The following is a 20,475-nucleotide window of genomic DNA, read 5'->3' as shown; positions in this document are numbered from 1 at the left end:
CTCCATGAGAATGGTATCACGACACATTGGCTGTCTTCTCCTCTCCGCCGCGCTCGCCCACGCAACTGACTTTTATGTCTCTCCTGATGGCGATGACTCCCATTCCGGTTCCCTTTCGGAACCGCTTCGGACTCTCTCGGGTGCCAGGAATCTCGTCCGTGGTTTGCATTCCGACCTCGACGAGCCGGTTACCGTCTATTTCCGAGGCGGTCGCTATCCACTGACCCGGATGGTCGAGTTCACGGCTCAGGATTCCGGCACGAAAGAAAAGCCCGTCACCTATCAGTCCTTCCCTAACGAAAGGCCGGTGATCAGTGGCGGTGTGCGGATCACAGGCTGGGAGGTGCACGATGTGGACAAGAATATGTACCGGGCCAAAGCGCCCGCCACTATGTTTCGACAACTCTACATCAATCAGGACAGGGGGATCCGCGCCCGAACGCCCAATCGTGAATCCGAAACCAGTTTCGGACCATATTGGAAGATGCAGGTCCCGGAGAAACCCGTTGCTCTCATCAGCGACGAACACTGGAAAGCCGTCGAGTCCATTGACGACTTGAGCGCCATCGAGATCGTCATGCCGATCCATTGGTACCAACAGCGGCTTCGTATCGGGGCACATTCCCACACCGCCGAAGGAGTGCGCGTCACTCCGCTGAAACCCGCTGGCAAATTCAACAAGGGAATCCGCTTTTACGACGTTCCCGTTTTCTATTTCGAAAATGATCCGACCTTCCTTGATGCGCCCCGGGAGTGGTTCCACGATCCGGAAAGCGGCCTCGTCTTTCTGGTTCTCGAAGATGGCGTGCACCCTCGCGACCTGGAAATCATCGCCCCACAACTGGAGACACTGATTTCGATTCAGGGTAGCGCTGAAGCGCCCGTTAAAAACCTGCGTTTCATTGGGCTTACTCTCGAGCATTCCAATTGGACCAGTCCGTCGGTCAACGGTTTGAATGTCACTCAGTTCGCACAGCCAAATGCCGTCAATCCGGATGGAGAAAACCCCGATTATCCACAGGCAGTCATCCGGGCCATCCATGCCGAGAACCTCGTGCTCCGTGAAAATACGATACGCAACGCTGGCGCTTCCGGCATTCAGTTTCTCGCCAACGTGGACCGCGCGGATATTGAGGGGAACGTAGTTTACAATATCGCGGCCAATGGGATCGAGATCGACGCCCACAAAATGGAAAACGCCCCTCCCGAACTGAAAAGCACGCAGGTTGCCATTTGGAACAACAGAATCTCAAGATGCGGCCAGGACTATACGAACGGTGGCGGCATTCTTGCTCACAACGTCAGCGAACTGATCATCGAGCACAATCATGTATTCAACATGCCCTACAGTGGCATTCAAGTCGGTAACCAACCCGGGGGCGAAGGCCGGGAAATCGGCTGTGTGAACAACCGCATCCGATTCAATCACATCCACCACTGCCTTCAGCTCCACGATGACGGAGGAGGGATCTACACGCTCGGGGGCGTCCAGGAAGGTACGGTCATCGCCCGGAATCATATTCACGACATCGTGCCGACCTATCTCACAGGCCGATACGGCATCGACCTGATCTACCTCGACAACTTCACCTCGAAAGCCCTGGTCAAAGACAACGTCGTTAACGGCGGCAAAGCGGAAGAGCGCAACGGCTCCGAAGGCAATACGCTCATCAACAACACCCAAAGCAATCCTGAAGTGGAAACCAACGCGGGAATTAAGCCTGACTACAACCCCCGCATTGTTGCCGGACAAGCTGCACAAGATCCGAGAGCAGCTTCTCCCGTCCGATAGAAGGCGATTGGGAGACTGCGCCGATGCCAAATCAACCTGTGGTTCATCCGTGCGCCCGAATCCGTGACAAAGGATGCGGCTTGCATTGATTCCGGGAGCCAGCACACTCCGAGCCATGACAGCACGTTGGGAAGCCCCATACTTCGCATGCTGGTTTTTGCTGTCCGCGCTTGTGACGGCGGCAGCGCCTGGCGCTCCGAAACCCAACGTCCTGTTGATCATTGTCGACGACCTGCGTACCGAGTTGAACTGTTACGGGGATTCGCAAGCCATCACTCCGCACATCGACCGGCTCTCGTCCGAGGGAGTGACCTTTTTGAATGCCTACGCGCAGAAGGCGATATGCGTCCCATCCCGCCAGTCGTTTCTCACCGGGATCCGTCCTGACACGTTTGGGGCCGGCTTCGAGACCCGGTTTCGCAAGAAGCTGCCCGACGTGGTCACTCTGCCCCAGCAGTTTCTCAAAAACGGCTACCACACGCGGGCCATCGGGAAGGTCTTTCATCATCGCGACGACGTGTCGTGGGACGAACCGCAGTGGGTTCCCGAGCCGGAGCTTTGTTATCCGATCTATGGCACCAAGAGGAATCTCGGGTTGCAGGAAAAAAAGATCCGGCAGTCGCGGTTTACGGCGAAAGGGCCGGACTGGTGGGCTGCGGGAGGAAAGTGGATCCCCGAGGCGATCTGGGAGGATCCTGATGTGGACGACGACTTCCTGCTTGATGGAAAACTCGCGAATCGTGCCGTCGAGACCCTTCGCGAGCTGAAGGATGAACCGTTCTTCCTTGCGGTCGGTTTTTTCCGGCCTCATCTCCCATTCGTCGCGCCCAAGCGCTACTACGATCTTTATCCGATCAAGGACGTCAGTCTTCCGTCCGACCCCGAGCTGCCGGTTGGAGCGCCTTCCTTCGCAGCGGAAACAGGCGGTGAGTGGCGCGGCTACCATGAGGTGGCTCGGGTGCCCCAGATGCCGGACCTGGAAGCGCAGCGGGAGTATATCCGTGGCTATCTGGCGAGTGTCAGCTATGTGGATGCGCAAGTCGGGCGGGTAATCTCCGCGCTCGAAGAACTGGGCCTGGAAAAGAACACCATCGTGGTGTTGATGAGCGATCACGGCTATCATCTTTTTGACAAGAACTCCTTCGGCAAGGGCACCAACTACGAAGGCGCCACCCGGGTGCCCTTCATTGTGCGGGCACCGGGAAAGAACCCGCCCACCGGGAAGACCCATGCGTTGATCGAGTTGCTCGATCTCTATCCCAGCTTGTGTGACATGACCGGATTGCCGATCCCCGGGCACACTCAGGGGAGCAGTTTCGGCGCGGTGCTGGATGACCTTTCTCTCCCGGGCAAAGACGCGGCATATAGCCAGTTCTCGCGTGGCGGCTACCAGGGGTATTCCGTGCGGACGGAGCGCTATCGGCTTACCCGCTGGATCAAGGGTGCGTCAGAAATTCTTGAACTTTACGATTACCAGTCCGATCCCGGTGAAACCAAGAATCTGAGTGCAGATCCCACCAAGGAATCAATCATCCGTGAACTCCGTGCCTTGCTCGACCGTAAAAAATGATACATCCCACTTCGGGTGATAGTATTTCCAAATCATGGCGATAAGCACTCTTCGAAAGCTGATCCTGTTATTGTGCCCGTTGATCGGTTTGAATGCCCATGCTCAACCGGATCACTATGATGTGGTCGTCTACGGCGGCACTCCGGGCGGCATCACCGCCGCCATTGCCGCTGCGCGTGAGGGTGCTTCGGTTGTGCTGCTAGAGCAAACGAAGCATGTTGGCGGGCTCAGCACTAGCGGGCTCAATCGTGATGAGGGAGAGCACATGGATCGCAGCACCTTCGGCGGCTTATGCGAGCGTTTCACTTTTGAGGCTGCCCGTCGGAGTGGGACGAAAACGGAAAATACGATAGAGGGGCCGCGCATCTGGCTTTCCAGTGTGGCAGAGAAGGTGTTCCTCGAGATGCTTGAGGAGGCGGGGGTTCCCGTGAAGTACGACCAGCTATTGGATTCCGTTGAGAAAGACGGAGGGAATCTCGTCTCGTTGCAGGTTCGAGGTGGCGAGTCCTATCAAGGTCGGGTGTTTGTCGATGCAAGCTACGAGGGAGATTTGATGGCGATGGCGAAGGTCTCTTACGCTCTCGGTCGTGAGGCCAGGGCCACCTACAACGAGGAGAAGGCAGGTGTTCGCTACCTCGATAAGAAGATAAATGTCTCACCCTATGACAAAAACGGAGATCTCCTATTCGGAATCATGCCGGGGAAGCCTCCGGAGGAATTTTCAGCTAGCGAACACCCGATTTGTTACAACGTCCGGCTCAATCTCACCACCGACCGGAAAAGCTGGCTGCCGATCCAGAAGCCCGCGAACTACGACCCGGTCAAGCACGAGCTGCTGGCTCGCTGTATCGAGGCGGGCTACCTGAAGAACATCAACCAGATTCTCGGTCTCTACAACATCCCCAATACTCCGGACCGGGAGTGCAACAACCGGCAGTTCTCAATCGTCTCCATGAGCATTCCGGGCGCGCAGACCCCGTGGGCGGAGGCTACGTTTGAGGAGCGGGAGCGTATCCACAAACTCTACCGGGACTACACCCACGGAATGCTTTGGTTTCTGAAAACCGACAAGCGGGTACCACCAGCGATGCGCCGCCAGATGGGACTCTACGGATTCTGCAAGAACGAGTGGAAGGACAATGATCATTGGCCCTGGTATCTGTACGTCCGGGCCGCCCGCCGCATGGTGGGATCCTACGTCCTCACCCTTGCCGATATCACCGAAAACCGCAACAAGGAGGATGTGATCCACGTAGGGTCCCACTACATCGACTCCCACCATGTGGCGCGGTATGTGGTGGATCAGGATCATTTCATCAACGAAGGCCGGATGTGGCAAGAGGGCATGACTTTCGACATTCCCTACCGCGCCATCACACCGAAGGCGGCCGAGTGCGGGAACCTGCTCGTTCCGGTATGCGTGTCCGCCAGCAATGTTGCCTTTGCCGCCATCCGGCTCGAGCCGACCTGGATGCACCTGGGCGAAGTTGCCGGTATGGCTGCCGCGCTTGCCGTAAACGAGAATGTTGCCGTACAGCAGATTGATGTTGCGGAGCTTCAGTCGATGATCACCAAGGCAGGACTTCCGCTCAAGTCATCGAAAGCCGACAAGTGAAGCTGAAGATCACCTTGTCGAAGGTGCTCCCTTGTGTGGGATTGGCTTTCTACCGATAAAGGGCTATCGCATGATTCCAAAGGATAGGTCTCTCAATATGTTTTACGATGATCGCCGCCCTTAATCTCCTAGCTGCAAGTATTCCGAACTGACCATCAAGCCCCTCTGGTCGGTCACATTGAAGCAAATGGCGAAGGTTCCCTTCGGAATATTGGCCGAGACGGTCGATCCGTTGATATCAGCGTCCACCTTCAGCCATTCCTTCTTCTCCCATTTTCCTTTGGCATCCATTGTGTAGAGCAACTGGGCGTTCTTGATCATGCCCGCAGGAGTGCCTTTGACGCTCGCCGTTGAGTTTTTAACCTCCGGTTTGGTGACCTTGAGTAGCGGAGCTCCCCCGGCGACGATACTCTTGGCGAAAGCGTAGACCTCTCGATTCGCGATAATCGGGCCGTGTCCGTGCGGCATCTTGTGCTGGAAACGGATAGTCACCGGTCCCTTGACGGCCCGGTAGGACTGCTGGGTCGCGGGCATCTGGGTGTAGAAATCATTGGTGCTGTTCACCCACATGGTCGGATAGCTCACGTTCCCGAAAAACAACGAGCCATCAAAGTGTTCATTGATGAAGCGATGTTTGTCCTCGGGGTGACGGTTCCGGGGCATATAGCCGGATCCGTAGCTGGCGATCCCGAACTGATAGCGGTCATCAACGCCCATGACGGTTGAGGCAAGGGTCCCTCCCCAGCTCAAGCCGACAAAACCGGTTTTGTCAGGATTAACCTCTGGAAAGGAACGGATCAGTGAATGGGCAAGGATGATTTGTGCGACCGAGTGATAGTACCACTGGTCTTCGATGGGCTCCTTGTAATCGTCAAACCCGCCGATCCGACGCGGTCCCGGGTTAGGGGTCGATTTCCGCGCACGGTTCTTCTTGTTCGCGGGTTCCTTATTGACCGGAATGTGTCCCTCCTGATCGAATGAGATCGCGGCAAACCCGTTTTGGTTCCATTTTTTCACCCAATTCTCAAATGCGGATCCTCCGCCTCCGTGAATGCAGACCACCGCCGGCCACCCACCATCGGGCACCGGGCCTTCGGGGGCGCTGTAGTAGGCAAAGACCTGCACCCGCTTCCCCTTGAACTGAATGGAGTCATAAAGAATGCCCTTAACTCCGTCCTTTGAGGCGAGCTCGGTTTGCTCCCACTTTGGAGTCTCGTAAAGACGATTGAGATCCCAGGATCCGACCGTCTTGCCAGAAACGCTGGTCCATACGGTGGTTGCGATGCTGAGAAGAATGAGGCCGGTGTGACGGGTTCGAGGTTTCATAAAATTTTTAGAGGTTCTATGCTTCCAGATGCTCGAAGCGAGCGGGAAAGAGTTCGGTGGTCTTTTGGGTGATGAAGAACCATCGAATGATTGACACTTTCTCTGCGGTATAGATGGTTTGCGACCGATCTTGATCTGCGTCTTGAATTAGGGCGTGGGTGAGGGGAGCACGGCTTCCAAGGGTTCGCCGACCGTGAGCATCAGTTGTTTGAGGTCCGCCAAGAGTTCCGTCTTCACTTCTTTCAATTCTACTTTATCAGCCAGATTCTCTAGCTCGTAGGGGTCGGCCTGAACATCGTATAGTTCGTAGCGACGAGGATGCAGAACCCGTTGCACGACAGCCGCTGCGCCAGCATCTCTCTTTGCCAACCGATTCCACTCTTTCCACGGCTGAGAAAAGAACTTTTGCTTAGCATTAAACTGACTCGCGATATGTTCTTCCTCCGGAGACCCGGTCCATATCAGCTTATACCGATCCTTTACGATGGCCTGTTGCCAAAACGGATGGACGTTCGAGATGTGAACCGCCTCACGGTGCTTGTCACTAGCTCCTGTCCATAACGGCTTCAAAGAAGTCCCATCCAACGGCTTCGCTGGCTTTCCGTCAGCAAAATCCAGAAATGTGGGCAAAATGTCGCAATACATGGCCAATGCCGCTGTCTTTCGAGGCCTGATTTTTCCGGGGTAGTGAGCGACACACAGTGCGCGTGAACCATATTCGTATGGCGTCCACTTGCCTCTGGGCATGGCGGTTCCCTGTTCACTCAGAACCACGAGGATGGTCTCATTCTCCAGCTGAAGATCCTCAATCAGGGCTCTCGTATCACCTACTTGTCGGTCAAATTCTTCGACTTCTGCCGCATGTTTCGCAAGGGCTTCGCGGGCTTTTGGGGTATCCAAATAGTGAGGCGGGAGCTGGATTTTATCCAAGGGAAAGCGGGAGGAACCTCCAAGATCCCACGGGTGGTGAGAATGAATGGACGCAATGATGACGCAAAACGGCGCCTCAGCTGCTTGAGCCTTCTGAATATAGGTCCGCACCCCATCCATGCTGTGTTTCCCCTCGCTGCCATTGCAGTTGCTCGGAAACCCTGAAATAGCGTCTAACGGTTTAGATCCTAAGCCAAAGTGCACCTTGCCCGCTAAACCGACGCGATATCCCAGCGGACGGAGATGGTCTCCCATATTCAGAACGCCCGGTATTTTCACGATGCGGGAATTTCCCAATATCCCATTGTGTCGAGGGAGCAATCCCGTGTAGAGCTCCGCCCTGACAGGAGCACACTGAGAGACACTGCAGTAGAAGCGTTCCATCGTAAGGGATTCCTTCGCCAGCTTGTCAATATGCGGCGTCCGCGCATGCGCAGACCCGGTGGCACCAAAGGCGTCCCAGCTGACATCATCTGCGAGAACAATTACAAAGTTGGGCTTCTTTCCGCTAGCGGTGAGACTGGTAACACCGAGGAAAAGGCAGAGAAAAATGGGTGATTTTACCATAGTGAATCAATGCTGGTGTTGTGGTGCCGTGAGTTTCGAACGATTGAAGACGCGGGAGGGCCTGTGACCCTCCGGTATCCTTGCAGACTATCGACAGAATGGATTTCTTAAAACCTTATGGGTGTCCTCATTTATCAGGATGGCTTCGAATCTAGATGTGGGCTTTCTGAAGCACAGGAATTTGTCGCGGCCAAGAACGTTTAATGCCTACCTAGGGAAAGCATCCTATGAAATGAGGATAGGCGGGTAGCCTGAGATTTCGGACGCTAGAGGAGTGTCTCGTTTAGCCATTCAGATGACCACGCCAGACGAAACTGGAAGCCCCATGGAAACCCGCCTGAAGAAAATTGCCCTCCTGCTGATCTCTTTTGCTGCCTTGGTAGGGGACTCCAACGCCGCACCCGTTTTTTCGCAGGATACGATTTCAAAGCCCGATGCCACGATTTACAAGTTCTGGCGCCACGGGATCGGAGGCTTCACGTCCAACACCGTCCCGGGTGACCCGGTCTTCTTCAGACTGATCGATGCTCCGGACTGGGTCGAAATCGATCAGAACAATGGGATCATGACCGGCACCCCGACCTTTTCGGATCAGGGATCCGACGGGCTCGTTGTCGAGATTTATGACGGCATGGGTGGCACCGACCGAGCCACGGTTGATTTCGACATCCTTCCAACTGGCTACTCGCTTTTCCTTGAAACCAACATCAACAAGGAGCGTGCCACCGCCTTTTCCGACTATCGGGCGGGTATCCCCGGGAAGGCCAGAAGCAGCATCACCGGCAAGCCATTGACTTTCTACATCGTGTCCGGTCCCGCCTGGACGACCCTGTCCGAGATCGGGTACATCACCGGCGTTCCCTACGACACCGATGCTGGTGACAATTTCCTCATTGCCGCCGTGACCGATGGCGAGGGCACGGACTACGCCGAAGTGAAGATTCCTGTCGACCTTCCGCCCGATTACCCGCTCTTCCTCGAAAAACCGATTCAGAAGGAATCCGCCACCGTCTTCACCTCCTACCGCGCCGGCATTCCCGGCAAGGCGCGGAGCAGCATCACCGGAGATCCGCTCAGCTTTTCGCTGGTCGATGGCCCGTCTTGGATCAGCCTGTCGTCTGATGGATACCTAACGGGCGTACCGCAAGACGAGAACGCCGGCATCAACACGCTTGCCGTCGCTGTTACCGATGGGTCCGGAATCGACTACGCTGTGGTAAATCTTGAGGTGAAGCTCCACCCAAAGTATCCGCGCTGGTCCTGGGATACGCCGCAATCCTACATTCACGTCGGGCGAACACCCGGTATCTTTCCCCAATCCGACATCGACTTCCTTGCGAGAACCTCGAATTTCGTCTGCTTGGAGAAAGCCCACGCTTTGGATCAGCTCGGTTCAACCGAAGAGGGAATCAAACGGGATGCCGGCCGTCTCAAGGCGAAGAATCCAGACATGAAGGTTCTGTTCTATATGAACAGCATTCTCAATTTCGGACCATTCTACGACATCCTCAACGTGGTCAACAACAGTTCGGATCTGGTCTTGCGGGAGTCGAATGGCAACATTGTGAGGAAGAACGGAGGATCGCAGATTTACAATCTTCCGGATCCCGGGTTCCGTGACTGGTGGGCGGGAATCGCCGGCGACTCGATCTCAAAATACAATAGTGATGGCGTCTTTGCTGACGCGCTTTTCCAAGCCAATGGCTATCGTCAGTACATGGGTGCGTCTGGCGGAAGCGCGAGCGTTGCCCAGGTGGTCACCTGGCAAAACGATCAGATGTCGAGGGCCGGAGACTCGATGAGAGATGTGCGGCCGGAAGGCGGTCTCGTTATCGTCAATGGATTCCGGGGCACCAACGGGCTGCAGTGGCTGCCTGGTGCCGACGGTGCCATCGCCGAGCACTTCACTGCTTACGGGACGGCCACTGCTAGCCAAATACGGAACGATTTGAACACCTTTTCTTCAATCGTAGATGCGGGGAAGATTGCCATTTTCAAGGGCTGGCCGGATCCGGACTTTGTCTTCACCAATAGTGAGAAGATGAAGGAGCCTTACGACGACCTTGCTCTGGAGGCGCGCAACAAGATTTCCTTCTCACTCGCCTGCTATCTTCTCGTTGCAGAGCCCTATACCTATTTTGCGTATTCCTGGGGCTACCGCCACGCAAACGGGAGTCTTGTGGACTATCCCGAGTTTCGCATGCCTCTTGGTAAGCCGCTTGGCAAGGCTCAGGCCAACGGTTGGTCCTACACCCGATCGTTTGAGCATGCAGACGTCAGCGTAAATCTTCAGACACGCGACGTATCAATCAGGGGGCTTGGCACCCATTACTACAACGAATGGCTGGATGATAACAACTTGCCCCGTGATCCTGAGCGCTCTCGCCTGGCCGAGTATGCGGTAGGAGGAAAGGCCGGTCTTCCGATGTGGCAGCGGGCTGCAAATGGAGGGATCGTCGGATCCAAGATAATCTTCCGTCAGCGCCGCGACGCCACAGCCCGCGGCCTTCGGTATGTCATGACATCGACCCGAAACCTGACGGATGGTCAGTGGGTTCCAGTGAACCAGGGAGCGCTGACATACCGAAAGCTGAACAATGATATAGACGAGGTCACGTTCCCTATCAACAGCGATGAGGGATACCGCTTCTATCGGCTGGAGATCGAGGGTGACGAGTAGGGGAGGACGACGGAATGGAGTGTCGCTAAAAGGGGAGTGCGAGTATCTTGCTCAGGAGTTTTCGCAAACCTGGAGAGTCATTTCGCTTGTCGGACTGTCTGTTTTTCCAGCCGGATCGTTCAAAGTCTGGAAACCCCCTATCGAACGGCCAATTGCTGCAAGAAATGGAATGCCGGACTCCCTCCAGCGGCGGTAGCTAATTGAAGTCCGGGGAGCTTCCGGGGTCTGGATTGGAACTAGTGTGAGAGTGATTTGGTCTCTTGTTTGTGGGTGTCGTACGGCACTACGGTCCTTCCGGTTCCGGTGGCACGACCTGTGGGAGGAGCATGACCGAAACCGTGCCTCCGGGGCGAGGTGGCGGACCGATGAATAACATGTCCCGGCCGCTGAGTTGCGACCAGAGTCGGTTTTCGTAGACCTTCTTGCCCGTGGAGGTGGTAAGCCAAAGTGGAAGGAAGCCACCGGCGGCCTCGACATTGGACTTCACCACGGTGAAGCCACCGGGCTTGATGTTTCCGTTCGTGGTTCCGAATCGGAGTTTGAGTGGGATCTTCGTAAAGTTCGCAAAGCGGAAGCTTCCGGGTGGGAAAACGTCCATTGAATCATCAATGCCCTTCAGAGTGAGCGGCAAAGCGCCGGCAGAAGAGCGTTCAAAAATAAAGAAAAGTGCGAGCTCGGCTCCCTTCGGAAGAGCGGACTTCCCGACCAGCTTATAGGATCTGACATCATCACTGCCGACATGCTCGATGAAAAGCTCCAGTGAATTCATACCCTTGAGTGGGACAGGTGCTGACCGGTTGTTGGCGACCACACTGAGCGGCAGATACTTCTTTCCCTCGCGGTAGAACAATTGGCTGAAGCTCAATTCCTTGAATGACACGCAAGAGAAGCGGAAAGGCGACTTCTGCTTCGGTTCTTGCCCGTGCAGACCGGATACGGATGCGAGGCAGAATGCTGTGATAAGCAGTAATCTGGATAGGATCGTTTTATTCATCGGGATATAGATCATGATTCATTCGAGTGGATCCAACGAAAAGCAGTGATTGTGAATCGGCGACCGAACTTCTGATTGGTCGGGTTGAGGTCGTTGCCATTTGGATCGAAGGGATTAGTCGCTTCATCCCAAGGCTCGTTGTTACCGGAATCCGTGATGGGGTCGAGATACTCGGGCAAGCGCTGGACGACGGCTTCGCAGGTGGCACGAGCAAGAACTGTAATCCCATCTTTGGCGAGAGCCTCGCCGTAGGCGCGGATACGAAAGGTGTCCGAACGGGCGGCGAGGCGGGGAGCCAGAGGCAGGAGGAGCTTCGCTTGGGTAAGGTCTCCTGGAATGCCGGTAGTCGTCCTGCGGTTGCCGACCGGTTCATTCGAGCCGTAAACCTTGGCGTTGTAGCTTGGAACCCCCTTCTGAGCGGAAGAATCGACGGCGGAAGCATTCGGTGCTGAACTACGAGTGGCGGCGTTGATCCCGCTACCGGAATTGGCGGCTTTGTCGATAGCGGACTGAAGCGCTCCCGAGAAACTGGTCTCAGGATCAAGCTTCTCGGCGACGCTGTGGTTGACGAAGTCCGAAATGCTCATGAACGGACCCCGGAGTTTAACCTCTTCCACAATGTTCTCCGCGAGGACTGAGACTTGACTCTCGCTAAGTTGAGGAAAGCCGGACCACTGTGGTTTGGGGTCGCTTCCCCCTGAACCCGGTGAGGCTGGCGATGAGCTGCCTGGGAAAGAGACGCTGTTTGAGCTTCCACTTGAAGAACCGCCATCGGCGTAGTCGACCTCGAGGCCGGCATTACCACGAAGCAGGGATTCCCAAGCCTTGACGGAAGTTGAGTTGACGTTGAACGCTCCACGAATCATGGCGTAGGCACAAAACTTGAGATAGCCGTCGTCTTCGTCCAATGACTCGATGATCTCTGATCTTGATTCGCCTGAAGGCATGTGGGGCGTCAAAGCAGGGTTGGCCTGTGCATCACGATAGCTACCGACTGAATCGGAATCGAAAAAGCTGCTCAAAGTCTCCTTGATGCTGCCAGAGCTGTTGTAGCCCGATCCAGTGATTGAGAATTCAGGGGTGATACCCGAGAGGTAGTAGCGGTCGAAAAGTGCATCGTTGGCGAGCCATGAAAAGTCGTGCATTGTCCGATTGTTCCCCTGCGGACCGTCTTCAAGTTCGCCATAGGGAGATGTCGGCGGGAAAAAGACACTCGGCCACGAATTGCCGACGGCATTGAGCGGCTCCAAGCCAAGAAAACTGAGGTTAGCTTCCGAAAAGGCTGCCAGTGAGATCGGTGGACTCGAAGGGATGCTCTTTACAGGGAGGAACTTCGATCCTGTCTGCTGGTAGCTTACGCCGTAGTAGGCGTTGCGTGGGTCTCCGGAGAAATCGAGGCCGATCTCCTCTCGGACGGCGAAGTCGCTGTTACCAGCCACGTGTTTGGATATCTGGTGGAACATGACGTGACGATAAGTGTAGCGGGAGGAGAGAGAAGTGGTCGGGTTGAAGCGGGAGAACATTTCAACTGGGTTGGCGCGTTCGCCTCCCGGGCTTGCCGGTTTGACCATGATCGATTCACCCCCGAAAAAGTGCTTTCCAGTCGTGAGAGCCCTTGCTGTGGCCGTGCGCTTGAAGCTATTGTTGTCGCTGTTGGTTCCCGGCGTCTGATATTCACTCACGCCCTGGTCTCCAGACCACATCTGGGTGTAAACCACCTGGATCAGGTCGCCGTTAAGTTCTGCAGCTTGGTCAACGGTGGGGGCACCCTCCTGAATGTACGTGTCCATTTCGTGGCGGCCCGCCACCTTGTCTTCGTCGGAATGGCCACGATCATTGGCTAGGAAATTCATGTCCACGGTCGTCTTGTCCGTGTCAATAGTGATTGCCTCGTTGTTGTGAAGCTTGGTCATGATGATGCCGCTGTCATTGGTCGTGGCATAGCCGATGACCGCTTCACCCGTATTTCCGTTGGGCGAGACGATCACAACTTCGCCAGGAGCGAACTCTAAAGGACCCCTTACGAGGAAGGTCACCCGATTACCCCTTGAAGTGACGTTGGTTCTCATCAGATCCATCAGATTCTTGCGGTAGGTTTTCTGTTTTCCTCCGGAATCCCGAACCCGGAACGAGACCTTTCCTGGCAGCGACTTCTTCATGTCGATCACAAGGTTATCGCAGGTGATCCTCCGATTGTAGGGGTTCCAGAAGATGCAGAGTGGATCGAGCGCGACTGCCAGGTCTGCCATTCCGTCTGCGGCAGGAATGGCCTTCATGCTTACCAGAACCGTGGTGCCGAGATTGACCGGGGTATAATTCGGGCGCGCCGGTTTGTAAGCGTAGGATCCCGGCCAACTGGGATGACCGGTCTTGTTGACTTCGGTATCCCAGACCCAAGGGCCTCCAACGATTGGATAGATCATTCCCCAGGGCCGTCCCATATCATCCCGGTTGGGAAACATTGTTCGTGCTTCCATCGAGTAGTCTCCCGACGACCCCCTGAGGTGCTTGTAGAGGTTTGCATAGTCTCGTAGGGACCACCAATTGGGCCCTCTGACCACTGAGTTGGATCTGACCATGTCTCCGGAGAAATGAGACCCCGAACCATTGTAGTCACGCCAAAGAAAGCGTTCCTCAATAGGCATTCCTGGTGCAATTTTTTCCGATGCCAGCCGATCATCACCTCCAACGAATTCACCGACCTGCCGGTTGAAGCGGTTGGCGTTCTCGGCATCCTTTTCTCCATCCATTTCGAAGGCGAGTGAGAGGTCGCGGCGGAGGCCGCCCAGTTTGACGTCCGCAATGACGCCGCGGCTGTAGAGAGTGATGTCATGGCGACTATCACGCACCCAGTCCTTCTCATTGCCTGACGCGTTGGCAGCAAGCGGGATGTCGGCAATACTGAGGCACTTGTTCATTCCGTCGACCAGCTCGGCAGCGCTGTCCTGTGAGATGGGATAAGTGACCTTGGAGGCAAGGGGGCCTTTGAAAATTCCGTAGTCCGGACCTGCGGTCGACTCGAGGCGCGCGGCCTGTTTCCTCTCCTTGTCATTGAACCCGCCTTCATTCCAGCCAAGATCGGCCTTGATTCCCTCGTCCTCCACCCAAAAGGCGTAGGCGCCCGAATTGCCCGACCCGCCGTCGATTTTCACTTTGGGAACTTTCACTGATCCTTCAGCAGTGCCTCCGGCAAAGATCGCATGCTCTTCCTGTGGGGAGGATCCCGCAAAGGCAAGGTCTTCGGAGTCAGTGCCGTGCGGTGAGGAAACGAGCCACCTGACAAAAGTCTTTTTATCCGGTGACTTCGGATCGTAGTCGCTGCTGTCCCAGACACCTGTCCAATGCGTGTGACCTCCAGATGGCGAATCAGACGGTCTGTCGGATAGAATGGATGCTCCAGAGGTGATGCGTTGGTCGGGACCTGCAGCCTTTTGGAGTTCTGCGATGGCGAGTGTTAATGCCATCCGCGCGTTTACTTGCGCCTGCGCCTGATGCTCTCCCGCTCGCGACGACTTCAGCGCAATCGTACTCAGGGAAAGCAGGCCTACTGAAAGGAGGCTCAACAAAACCATAAGCGAGATTGTGATGATCAATGCAAAACCCGAGTCCTTCGATCGACGAGTAGGTTTTCGTGTTGTAGCAATTCGATGTGGTTTCATGTAAGATGTTCCTGGGTTTTTCAGGGGAAACGAAAGGGCTTCCGGATTACCAATCCAATCGGAGCCGGATCGTTCTGTGCCTCTTTTGTAACTACAGATAGTTTAACCCAGTGGTTGGGTTTGGGTATCCTCATTTCATAGGATAGTTCGTGATGCCAGTAATGGCTTGGTTGAATTCCGAAAATGGAACTGGCTGGATTCAAGGAGAATCCAGCAATGTGTGCATGGTGAGTTGTGGGTTTTTGAAGCGGCCGTGGGGGTGAGAATCCGGCCCTTCACAAGTGAGGCATCTACGATGGTTGATCTTGCGCGTAGAACCAAAAGAACCCTACCCGGATCATCCGAGTAGGGGTCATAATTTTGACCAGGATATTCTGAAAGATCTAGTGCCGGCGACGTCCTGCCAGCATCAGCATTCCACCAAGGCCCACAATTGCTGCACCCGAAGGCTCGGGAACTGTCACAGAGAAGACCGAGTCCGAGCTGCCTCCATTGTTGTTGTTACCATATCGGAAACCCACGTTGTTATCACTGCCCTGTTTGGCGGGGTTGATTGGATCCGTTTGGATCGAGAAGAATATGTAGTCATCCGCGACCCAGTTGGTTTGCAACCAAGTGGTGAGGGTGTCCTGTGCCGCGGTATCGAGAGACAGCGCGGCAGCAGTGGTGCCAGTGAAGTTGGCCTTCACAAGCAAGGCGGACGTCTCGTAGTCCGAATTTTGAGGCGATGCTGAAGAACTTGTGCGAACGACGTGAAGATCTCCAACGAAGCCGGTGGGAGCAGGACCGTAAAGTGTCTGCGAGACGGTAAAATTTGAACCCTCGATATTCGCCCCATCCGAAGTTGCAGTCATTTGGAAAATGAATACTGCGTGGGAGTCGGTACCGCCCCCCGTGAAATAGCCTGTGTCAATTCCAGCTGACCCAAAGGTTGTGCCGGTTCCGGTCGAGCCGTTGGTTGAGGTTGCACGCCCAGCTTCGACATAAAGGTTGTCAATAATGGTAGCTGCAGAAGCCGCTGGTACGAAGATCAGGGAGTGGATTGTCAAAGAGGACAGTAGGGTTGGGATTTTGAGATTCATGATTTGAATTTTGATTGCCTTGGGTTTTTCCAGAGATCCTTGCCGCCGCTATCTGAATTGACGATACAAGCTGGTGACCAGAAGCTTGCCAGCGGAGGGAGCTTTACTGCATTCGTTTTTATTGTCTGATTTCTGTTGGAGTTAAGGTCGATGGAATCCTACCCCGATGCCTGGGCTTGGCTATCCTCATTTCTTAGGGTATTCGGCGGCTTTTTTAGACTTTTAGCAGCAATCGTCTTTGGTAGAGACGTTCGCCATCGGCATCTCGCTCACAAGGCTGAGAGCGCCTGCTCTAGCTCGCGGACCGGGCGGGTGAGGGGAATGACGGCATCGCCCTCGAGGATGATCTGGCTCGGGCCCTTCTGGGGGGATCTGACCTCGCGGATCTGGGCGAGGTTGATCAGGTGGGAGCGGTTGGCGCGGTAGAAGCCGTGAGGTAACAGGCGCTTTTCCATGGCGGCGAGAGTCTCGCGGTGCATGTAGCGGGCGTCCCGGGAATGGAGGACCACGTAGTTGGCTGCGGCCTCGACATGCTGGATGTGACGGACGCGGAGGAAATGCAGTCGTTCACCTTCACGGACTGCGATACGCTCGTTGGCATGGTGCTGGACACGCTGCAGGAGCGATTCAATGGCGGTGGCCGGATTGCCGCGTGGGTCGGCGGAGATGGCGCGGTCGAGTGCTGCGAGCAGGCGTTCCTCTTTCCACGGCTTGAGGAGGTAGTCGATCGCGCAGACCGAGAATGCCTCGATGGCGTGCTGGTCGTAGGCAGTGGTAAAAATGATGGCCGGGCGGGGGTGATTGGAGGGGAGGTTGGCAATGACTTCGAAACCGGTCAGTTCGGGCATCTGGATGTCGAGGAAGAGCACGTCGATCTCGTGCTGTAGCAGGGATTCGAGGGTGTCGGCTCCATTCGAGCACTCGGAGACGATGCTGCAGTCGGTCCGGGTGCCGAGGACGCGTCGGATGCGGGAGCGGGCGGGTGCCTCGTCGTCGGCGATGAGAATGCGGATGGTGGCCATTTTCAGGAGAGTGGCAGGCGCAGGGTGACGCGGGTTCCCTGTTCGGGGCTGGCGGGTTCGAGTAAAAGGCGGTGACGCTCGGGGAAGAGGGTTTCGAGCCGGCTGCGGATGTTGGAGAGGCCGGTGCCGGTGCCTTTGGTGGCGGGCGAGGCATTCAGGCCTGTGCCGTCGTCTTCGATTTGGATGACTAGCTCGCCATTCTCGAGTTCCGACGAGAGCCATAGGTTGCCGGGCCTGGCGAGTGGCTCGAGGCCGTGCTGGACCGCGTTTTCGACCAAGGGTTGGAGCACGAAGGGTGGAACCGGAACAACGAGGGTGTCGGCCGGGAAGTCACGGTGCACCGTGAGGCGGTCGCCAAAGCGGTGGGACTGGAGCGCGAGGTAGTGGTCGAGCAGGGCGAGTTCGTTGCGAAGTGGGATGAGGCCGTTACCGCGTTCGATGGTGAGCGATCCTCGCAACAGGTCGGAGAGGTGGATGATCATGTCGACCGCCTTCTCGGGAGACTCGTGAACTTCGGATGAGATCGAGTTGAGAGCGTTGAAAAGGAAGTGCGGTCGAAGCTGGGCGTGGAGTTCTGAGAGACGGGCTTCAGCGAGTTCCTTGCTTACGATGGTGTGCCGCTGCTCACGGTCGCGGATGTGTTTGAGGAAAACACCAAGGTGAACCAGTCCTCCGATGAGCACGAAGCCGCCGAGGTGAAGCATTGAGCCGAGAACCAAGTTTGGTTGGGTGATCTTGCTAAGATCAGGTGTCTGAAGTTTTGGAATGTCGATGACCCCCGATCCATCGACGGTCATCGATTTCGAGCCTGCGGGCTTGGCAATTACAGTGACCTCGGCGTTGGGTCCGCGAGCGGCGGGGTTCACCATGGCGCGTTCGATTTGCTTGCTGATTTGCTCTTCGTCCAAGGGCAGTCCCAATTGGTCTTCCAGTTGGGCGAGCAGATCCTTCAGGCCTTCGACCTGAAGGTCGATTTTGACGGGCTGCTCCGAACTGTCCTTCTGTTTTGATGATTGCGTCGAGGGCAGTTCCTCGCCGTTGATCAGGACTTGCGGCATGGATCCCAGTCGAGTGACGGAGAGGTAGACGAGCTGTGGCAGGCGCTCGCCGTAGCCGCTGGCGAAACGGTAGCTGAGGTAAACGAAGGATGCTGCGCCGAGTAGCACGAGAGGCAGTGCCAACCAGGTCCGCCGCAACCCGATGGGGAAGCGCAGGCAGAGCCAGATCACCCATGGGGCGAGAAGGATCCAAGGATAGACAGGATAGAAGGTGCGGTCAAAGAGCGGCCACCCACCGGTGTCACCGACCTGTTCGCTGCGAATGATGATCGGCTCGGCGGGCGGACGGTTGAACAGCCAAACAACAATCCAAATCACTCCGATAGTCCACAGCCCGAGGAAGACGGGCCACGGATGACGGCGGAGAATTTGGATAAGTTTCATGGGCTGATGGAGGCAGGGAAAGCGTCACTCGTCCTTCGGTTCTGAGGAGGTGTTGCGCAGCCTTTCAAGTGCAGCTTGGACGGATGGCACGGTAAGCGCGAGCGTTCGGTGACGGAGGGAACGACAAATATTGATGCCATAAGCGAGGCCGGCTGCATCAAAGATAGCGGATCCGGTCTCTGAGGCGATGATCGGGAGGTGGTGATAGTGGCATTCGGGGAACGGATTGCGACGAGTGCTGAGCTTGCCGCCACCGGCGCTGAGTCCCATGAGCTGCTTGTCGATCCGTGCGGCTTCCGGAGAGAACCCGCTGCCTTTTGTGGGTGCCTGATCAAGAATGGGGGATACCTTGAATTCTTCGCCGTCGCGCTCGAGCGTTAGACGAAGTTTGTCACCCGGCACGCTGCTCTTGATAATATCTAACAGATTTCTGGGACTTGCGATTTCTTGTCCATTGGCTTTGGTAATGCGGTCGCCTTCCAGAATTCCCGCCCGGTCGGCCGGGCTATCGGGCATTACCACGGTGGCGACGGGTGCGTCTTCCTCAAGCTGGACGCCGAGGTAGGGAGGCGTGCTTCCGAAGCGATATCGGGCTTCCTTTCCACCCGGAACGACGGTGCCGAGAGGACGGGTGATCACCGCGCATTCCATCGTCATGTCGTCACCGGTCGGGCTGTAAACGAGCGTGCCGGGTGTGGGCGTCACGGCGCTCCATTCGACGGTAGCGAGTGGTTCCGGGACGGCTTCGATGAACCGTAGGAGGGCGAGGTCAGAGAGTTCGTCCTTGGCGACGACTTCGATCGGGAAGCTCTCGTCCTGATAAACGACGACCAGTTCGGCATCTTCGGGCAGGAGTGAGGCCTGGGTGAGCATTTCGCCATCGGCCGACACGACGGTTGCGAAGCCGAGTTTCGAGCTGCCGTCCTTCTTACGAAGTTCGAACACTGAGTGGCGGGCTCGCTTTTCGAGTTCGACGAGGGGTTTCATGAACTCCGATTCGAGCTCTTGGACGTCACGACTGACCGCCGTCGACATCCCTCTCGCGCTCATCGCGGCGAGCACGTCGGTGACCGGCGGAAGGAAATGCCGACGAGCAGGGCGGGAGGAAGGCACGATTGAGAAGCTGAGAGTTTCTGCACCGCGCTGGGCAGTGACATCGAGTGATTCGGGTAGCTCGGTGGGATCGAGTGAACGAAAAGCGAGCGCGAAGGCAGGAGCCGTGGTCGCGGACTCGCCGCTGAGAGTGAGCAGCTGGTCCCCCGGTTGCAGACCTGCCCTAGCGGCTGGGGATTCAGGCTCGACCATGGTGATGACTGCGGGGCCGGCCGAATTCTTAATGCTGAAGCCGAGCTTTGGTTCCTCGATAAGTTCCGCCTCAGGTTCCCATAGATCGAGATAAGTCTGCATGCGGTGGAGCGGTAGCAGGCGGGGGCGATCGACAAGATTTTCGATGCCGTCGTTCTTCGCGTATGCAGGAAGTAATTCGAGAAACTTTTCCCGAACCTCGGCGAAGGGATCTTCGAGATAATCGTGCTGTTCGAAGATGTCAGGCGATTGGCCGTTGCCGCGACTGCTCGACAGGGTTTCTCCTGCAACGAACTGATCCCAGCTCTTTCGGAAAACGCTGACAGGCACGTGATTGTTCGCGAACCATGGCAAGTTGATGTTTGAGTTGATCCCGATGACCTCGCCACGGAGATTGAAAAGCGGTCCGCCGGAGTCGCCGGAAATGACGGTGCAGCTCGTGGAAACCGGGTCGCTGAAACCAGACTCCGTTCCGGCACGCAAAATACGGC

The 20,475-nt window shown here is 56.1% G+C and carries 12 protein-coding genes; 4 read left to right on the top strand and 8 right to left on the bottom strand.

Features of this window, described 5'->3' with window-relative positions:
* Positions 1 to 4: 4 nt before the first annotated feature.
* The 3 genes from WBG04_RS14930 to WBG04_RS14920 all read left to right on the top strand — a co-directional run bounded on the left by WBG04_RS14930 (position 5) and on the right by WBG04_RS14920 (position 4,977).
* Positions 5 to 1,792 carry a right-handed parallel beta-helix repeat-containing protein gene (locus WBG04_RS14930; RefSeq protein ID WP_424315251.1) on the top strand — a complete coding sequence of 596 codons (1,788 nt, stop codon included), beginning with the start codon at positions 5 to 7 and terminating at the stop codon, positions 1,790 to 1,792.
* Between the two features lie 115 nt (positions 1,793 to 1,907).
* Entirely contained in the window at positions 1,908 to 3,362 is a 1,455-nt protein-coding gene (locus tag WBG04_RS14925; RefSeq protein WP_424315250.1) for a sulfatase, read from the top strand.
* 34 nt (positions 3,363 to 3,396) lie between these two features.
* A complete protein-coding gene (locus tag WBG04_RS14920; protein ID WP_424315249.1) occupies positions 3,397 to 4,977 on the top strand; it encodes an FAD-dependent oxidoreductase in 1,581 nt (526 codons plus the stop codon).
* Positions 4,978 to 5,097: 120 nt separating this feature from the next.
* Here the strand turns inward: WBG04_RS14920 and WBG04_RS14915 are convergent, their stop codons facing one another.
* Both WBG04_RS14915 and WBG04_RS14910 read right to left on the bottom strand, forming a co-directional pair.
* Entirely contained in the window at positions 5,098 to 6,303 is a 1,206-nt protein-coding gene (locus tag WBG04_RS14915; protein WP_424315248.1) for an alpha/beta hydrolase family protein, read from the bottom strand.
* 147 nt (positions 6,304 to 6,450) lie between these two features.
* Positions 6,451 to 7,800, bottom strand: coding sequence for a sulfatase-like hydrolase/transferase (locus tag WBG04_RS14910; RefSeq protein ID WP_424315247.1), 1,350 nt, complete (start codon positions 7,798 to 7,800; stop codon positions 6,451 to 6,453).
* A 295-nt stretch (positions 7,801 to 8,095) separates the two neighbouring features.
* Between WBG04_RS14910 and WBG04_RS14905 the strand changes: the two genes are divergently transcribed.
* Positions 8,096 to 10,480 carry a putative glycoside hydrolase gene (locus WBG04_RS14905; RefSeq protein WP_424315246.1) on the top strand — a complete coding sequence of 795 codons (2,385 nt, stop codon included), beginning with the start codon at positions 8,096 to 8,098 and terminating at the stop codon, positions 10,478 to 10,480.
* 283 nt (positions 10,481 to 10,763) lie between these two features.
* Here the strand turns inward: WBG04_RS14905 and WBG04_RS14900 are convergent, their stop codons facing one another.
* From WBG04_RS14900 to WBG04_RS14875, 6 genes are all read right to left on the bottom strand, one after another.
* A complete protein-coding gene (locus WBG04_RS14900) occupies positions 10,764 to 11,474 on the bottom strand; it encodes a hypothetical protein (protein ID WP_424315245.1) in 711 nt (236 codons plus the stop codon).
* An 11-nt stretch (positions 11,475 to 11,485) separates the two neighbouring features.
* On the bottom strand, positions 11,486 to 14,938 hold the full coding sequence (locus tag WBG04_RS14895) for a hypothetical protein (protein WP_424315244.1): 3,453 nt from the start codon (positions 14,936 to 14,938) through the stop codon (positions 11,486 to 11,488).
* Between the two features lie 578 nt (positions 14,939 to 15,516).
* Entirely contained in the window at positions 15,517 to 16,215 is a 699-nt protein-coding gene (locus tag WBG04_RS14890; protein ID WP_424315243.1) for a PEP-CTERM sorting domain-containing protein, read from the bottom strand.
* A 269-nt stretch (positions 16,216 to 16,484) separates the two neighbouring features.
* Entirely contained in the window at positions 16,485 to 17,237 is a 753-nt protein-coding gene (locus tag WBG04_RS14885) for a LytR/AlgR family response regulator transcription factor (protein WP_424315242.1), read from the bottom strand.
* Between the two features lie 2 nt (positions 17,238 to 17,239).
* Complete coding sequence (locus WBG04_RS14880) at positions 17,240 to 18,679, bottom strand: sensor histidine kinase (RefSeq protein WP_424315241.1); 1,440 nt, start codon at positions 18,677 to 18,679, stop codon at positions 17,240 to 17,242.
* Between the two features lie 24 nt (positions 18,680 to 18,703).
* A partial coding sequence (locus WBG04_RS14875; RefSeq protein WP_424315240.1) for a PDZ domain-containing protein occupies positions 18,704 to 20,475 on the bottom strand: 1,772 nt, incomplete at its 5' end.

The organism is Haloferula sp. (assembly GCF_049672945.1).
In the GTDB taxonomy this organism is placed as follows: Bacteria; Verrucomicrobiota; Verrucomicrobiia; order Verrucomicrobiales; family Akkermansiaceae; genus Haloferula.
This window is presented reverse-complemented; position numbering and strand designations above follow the sequence as displayed.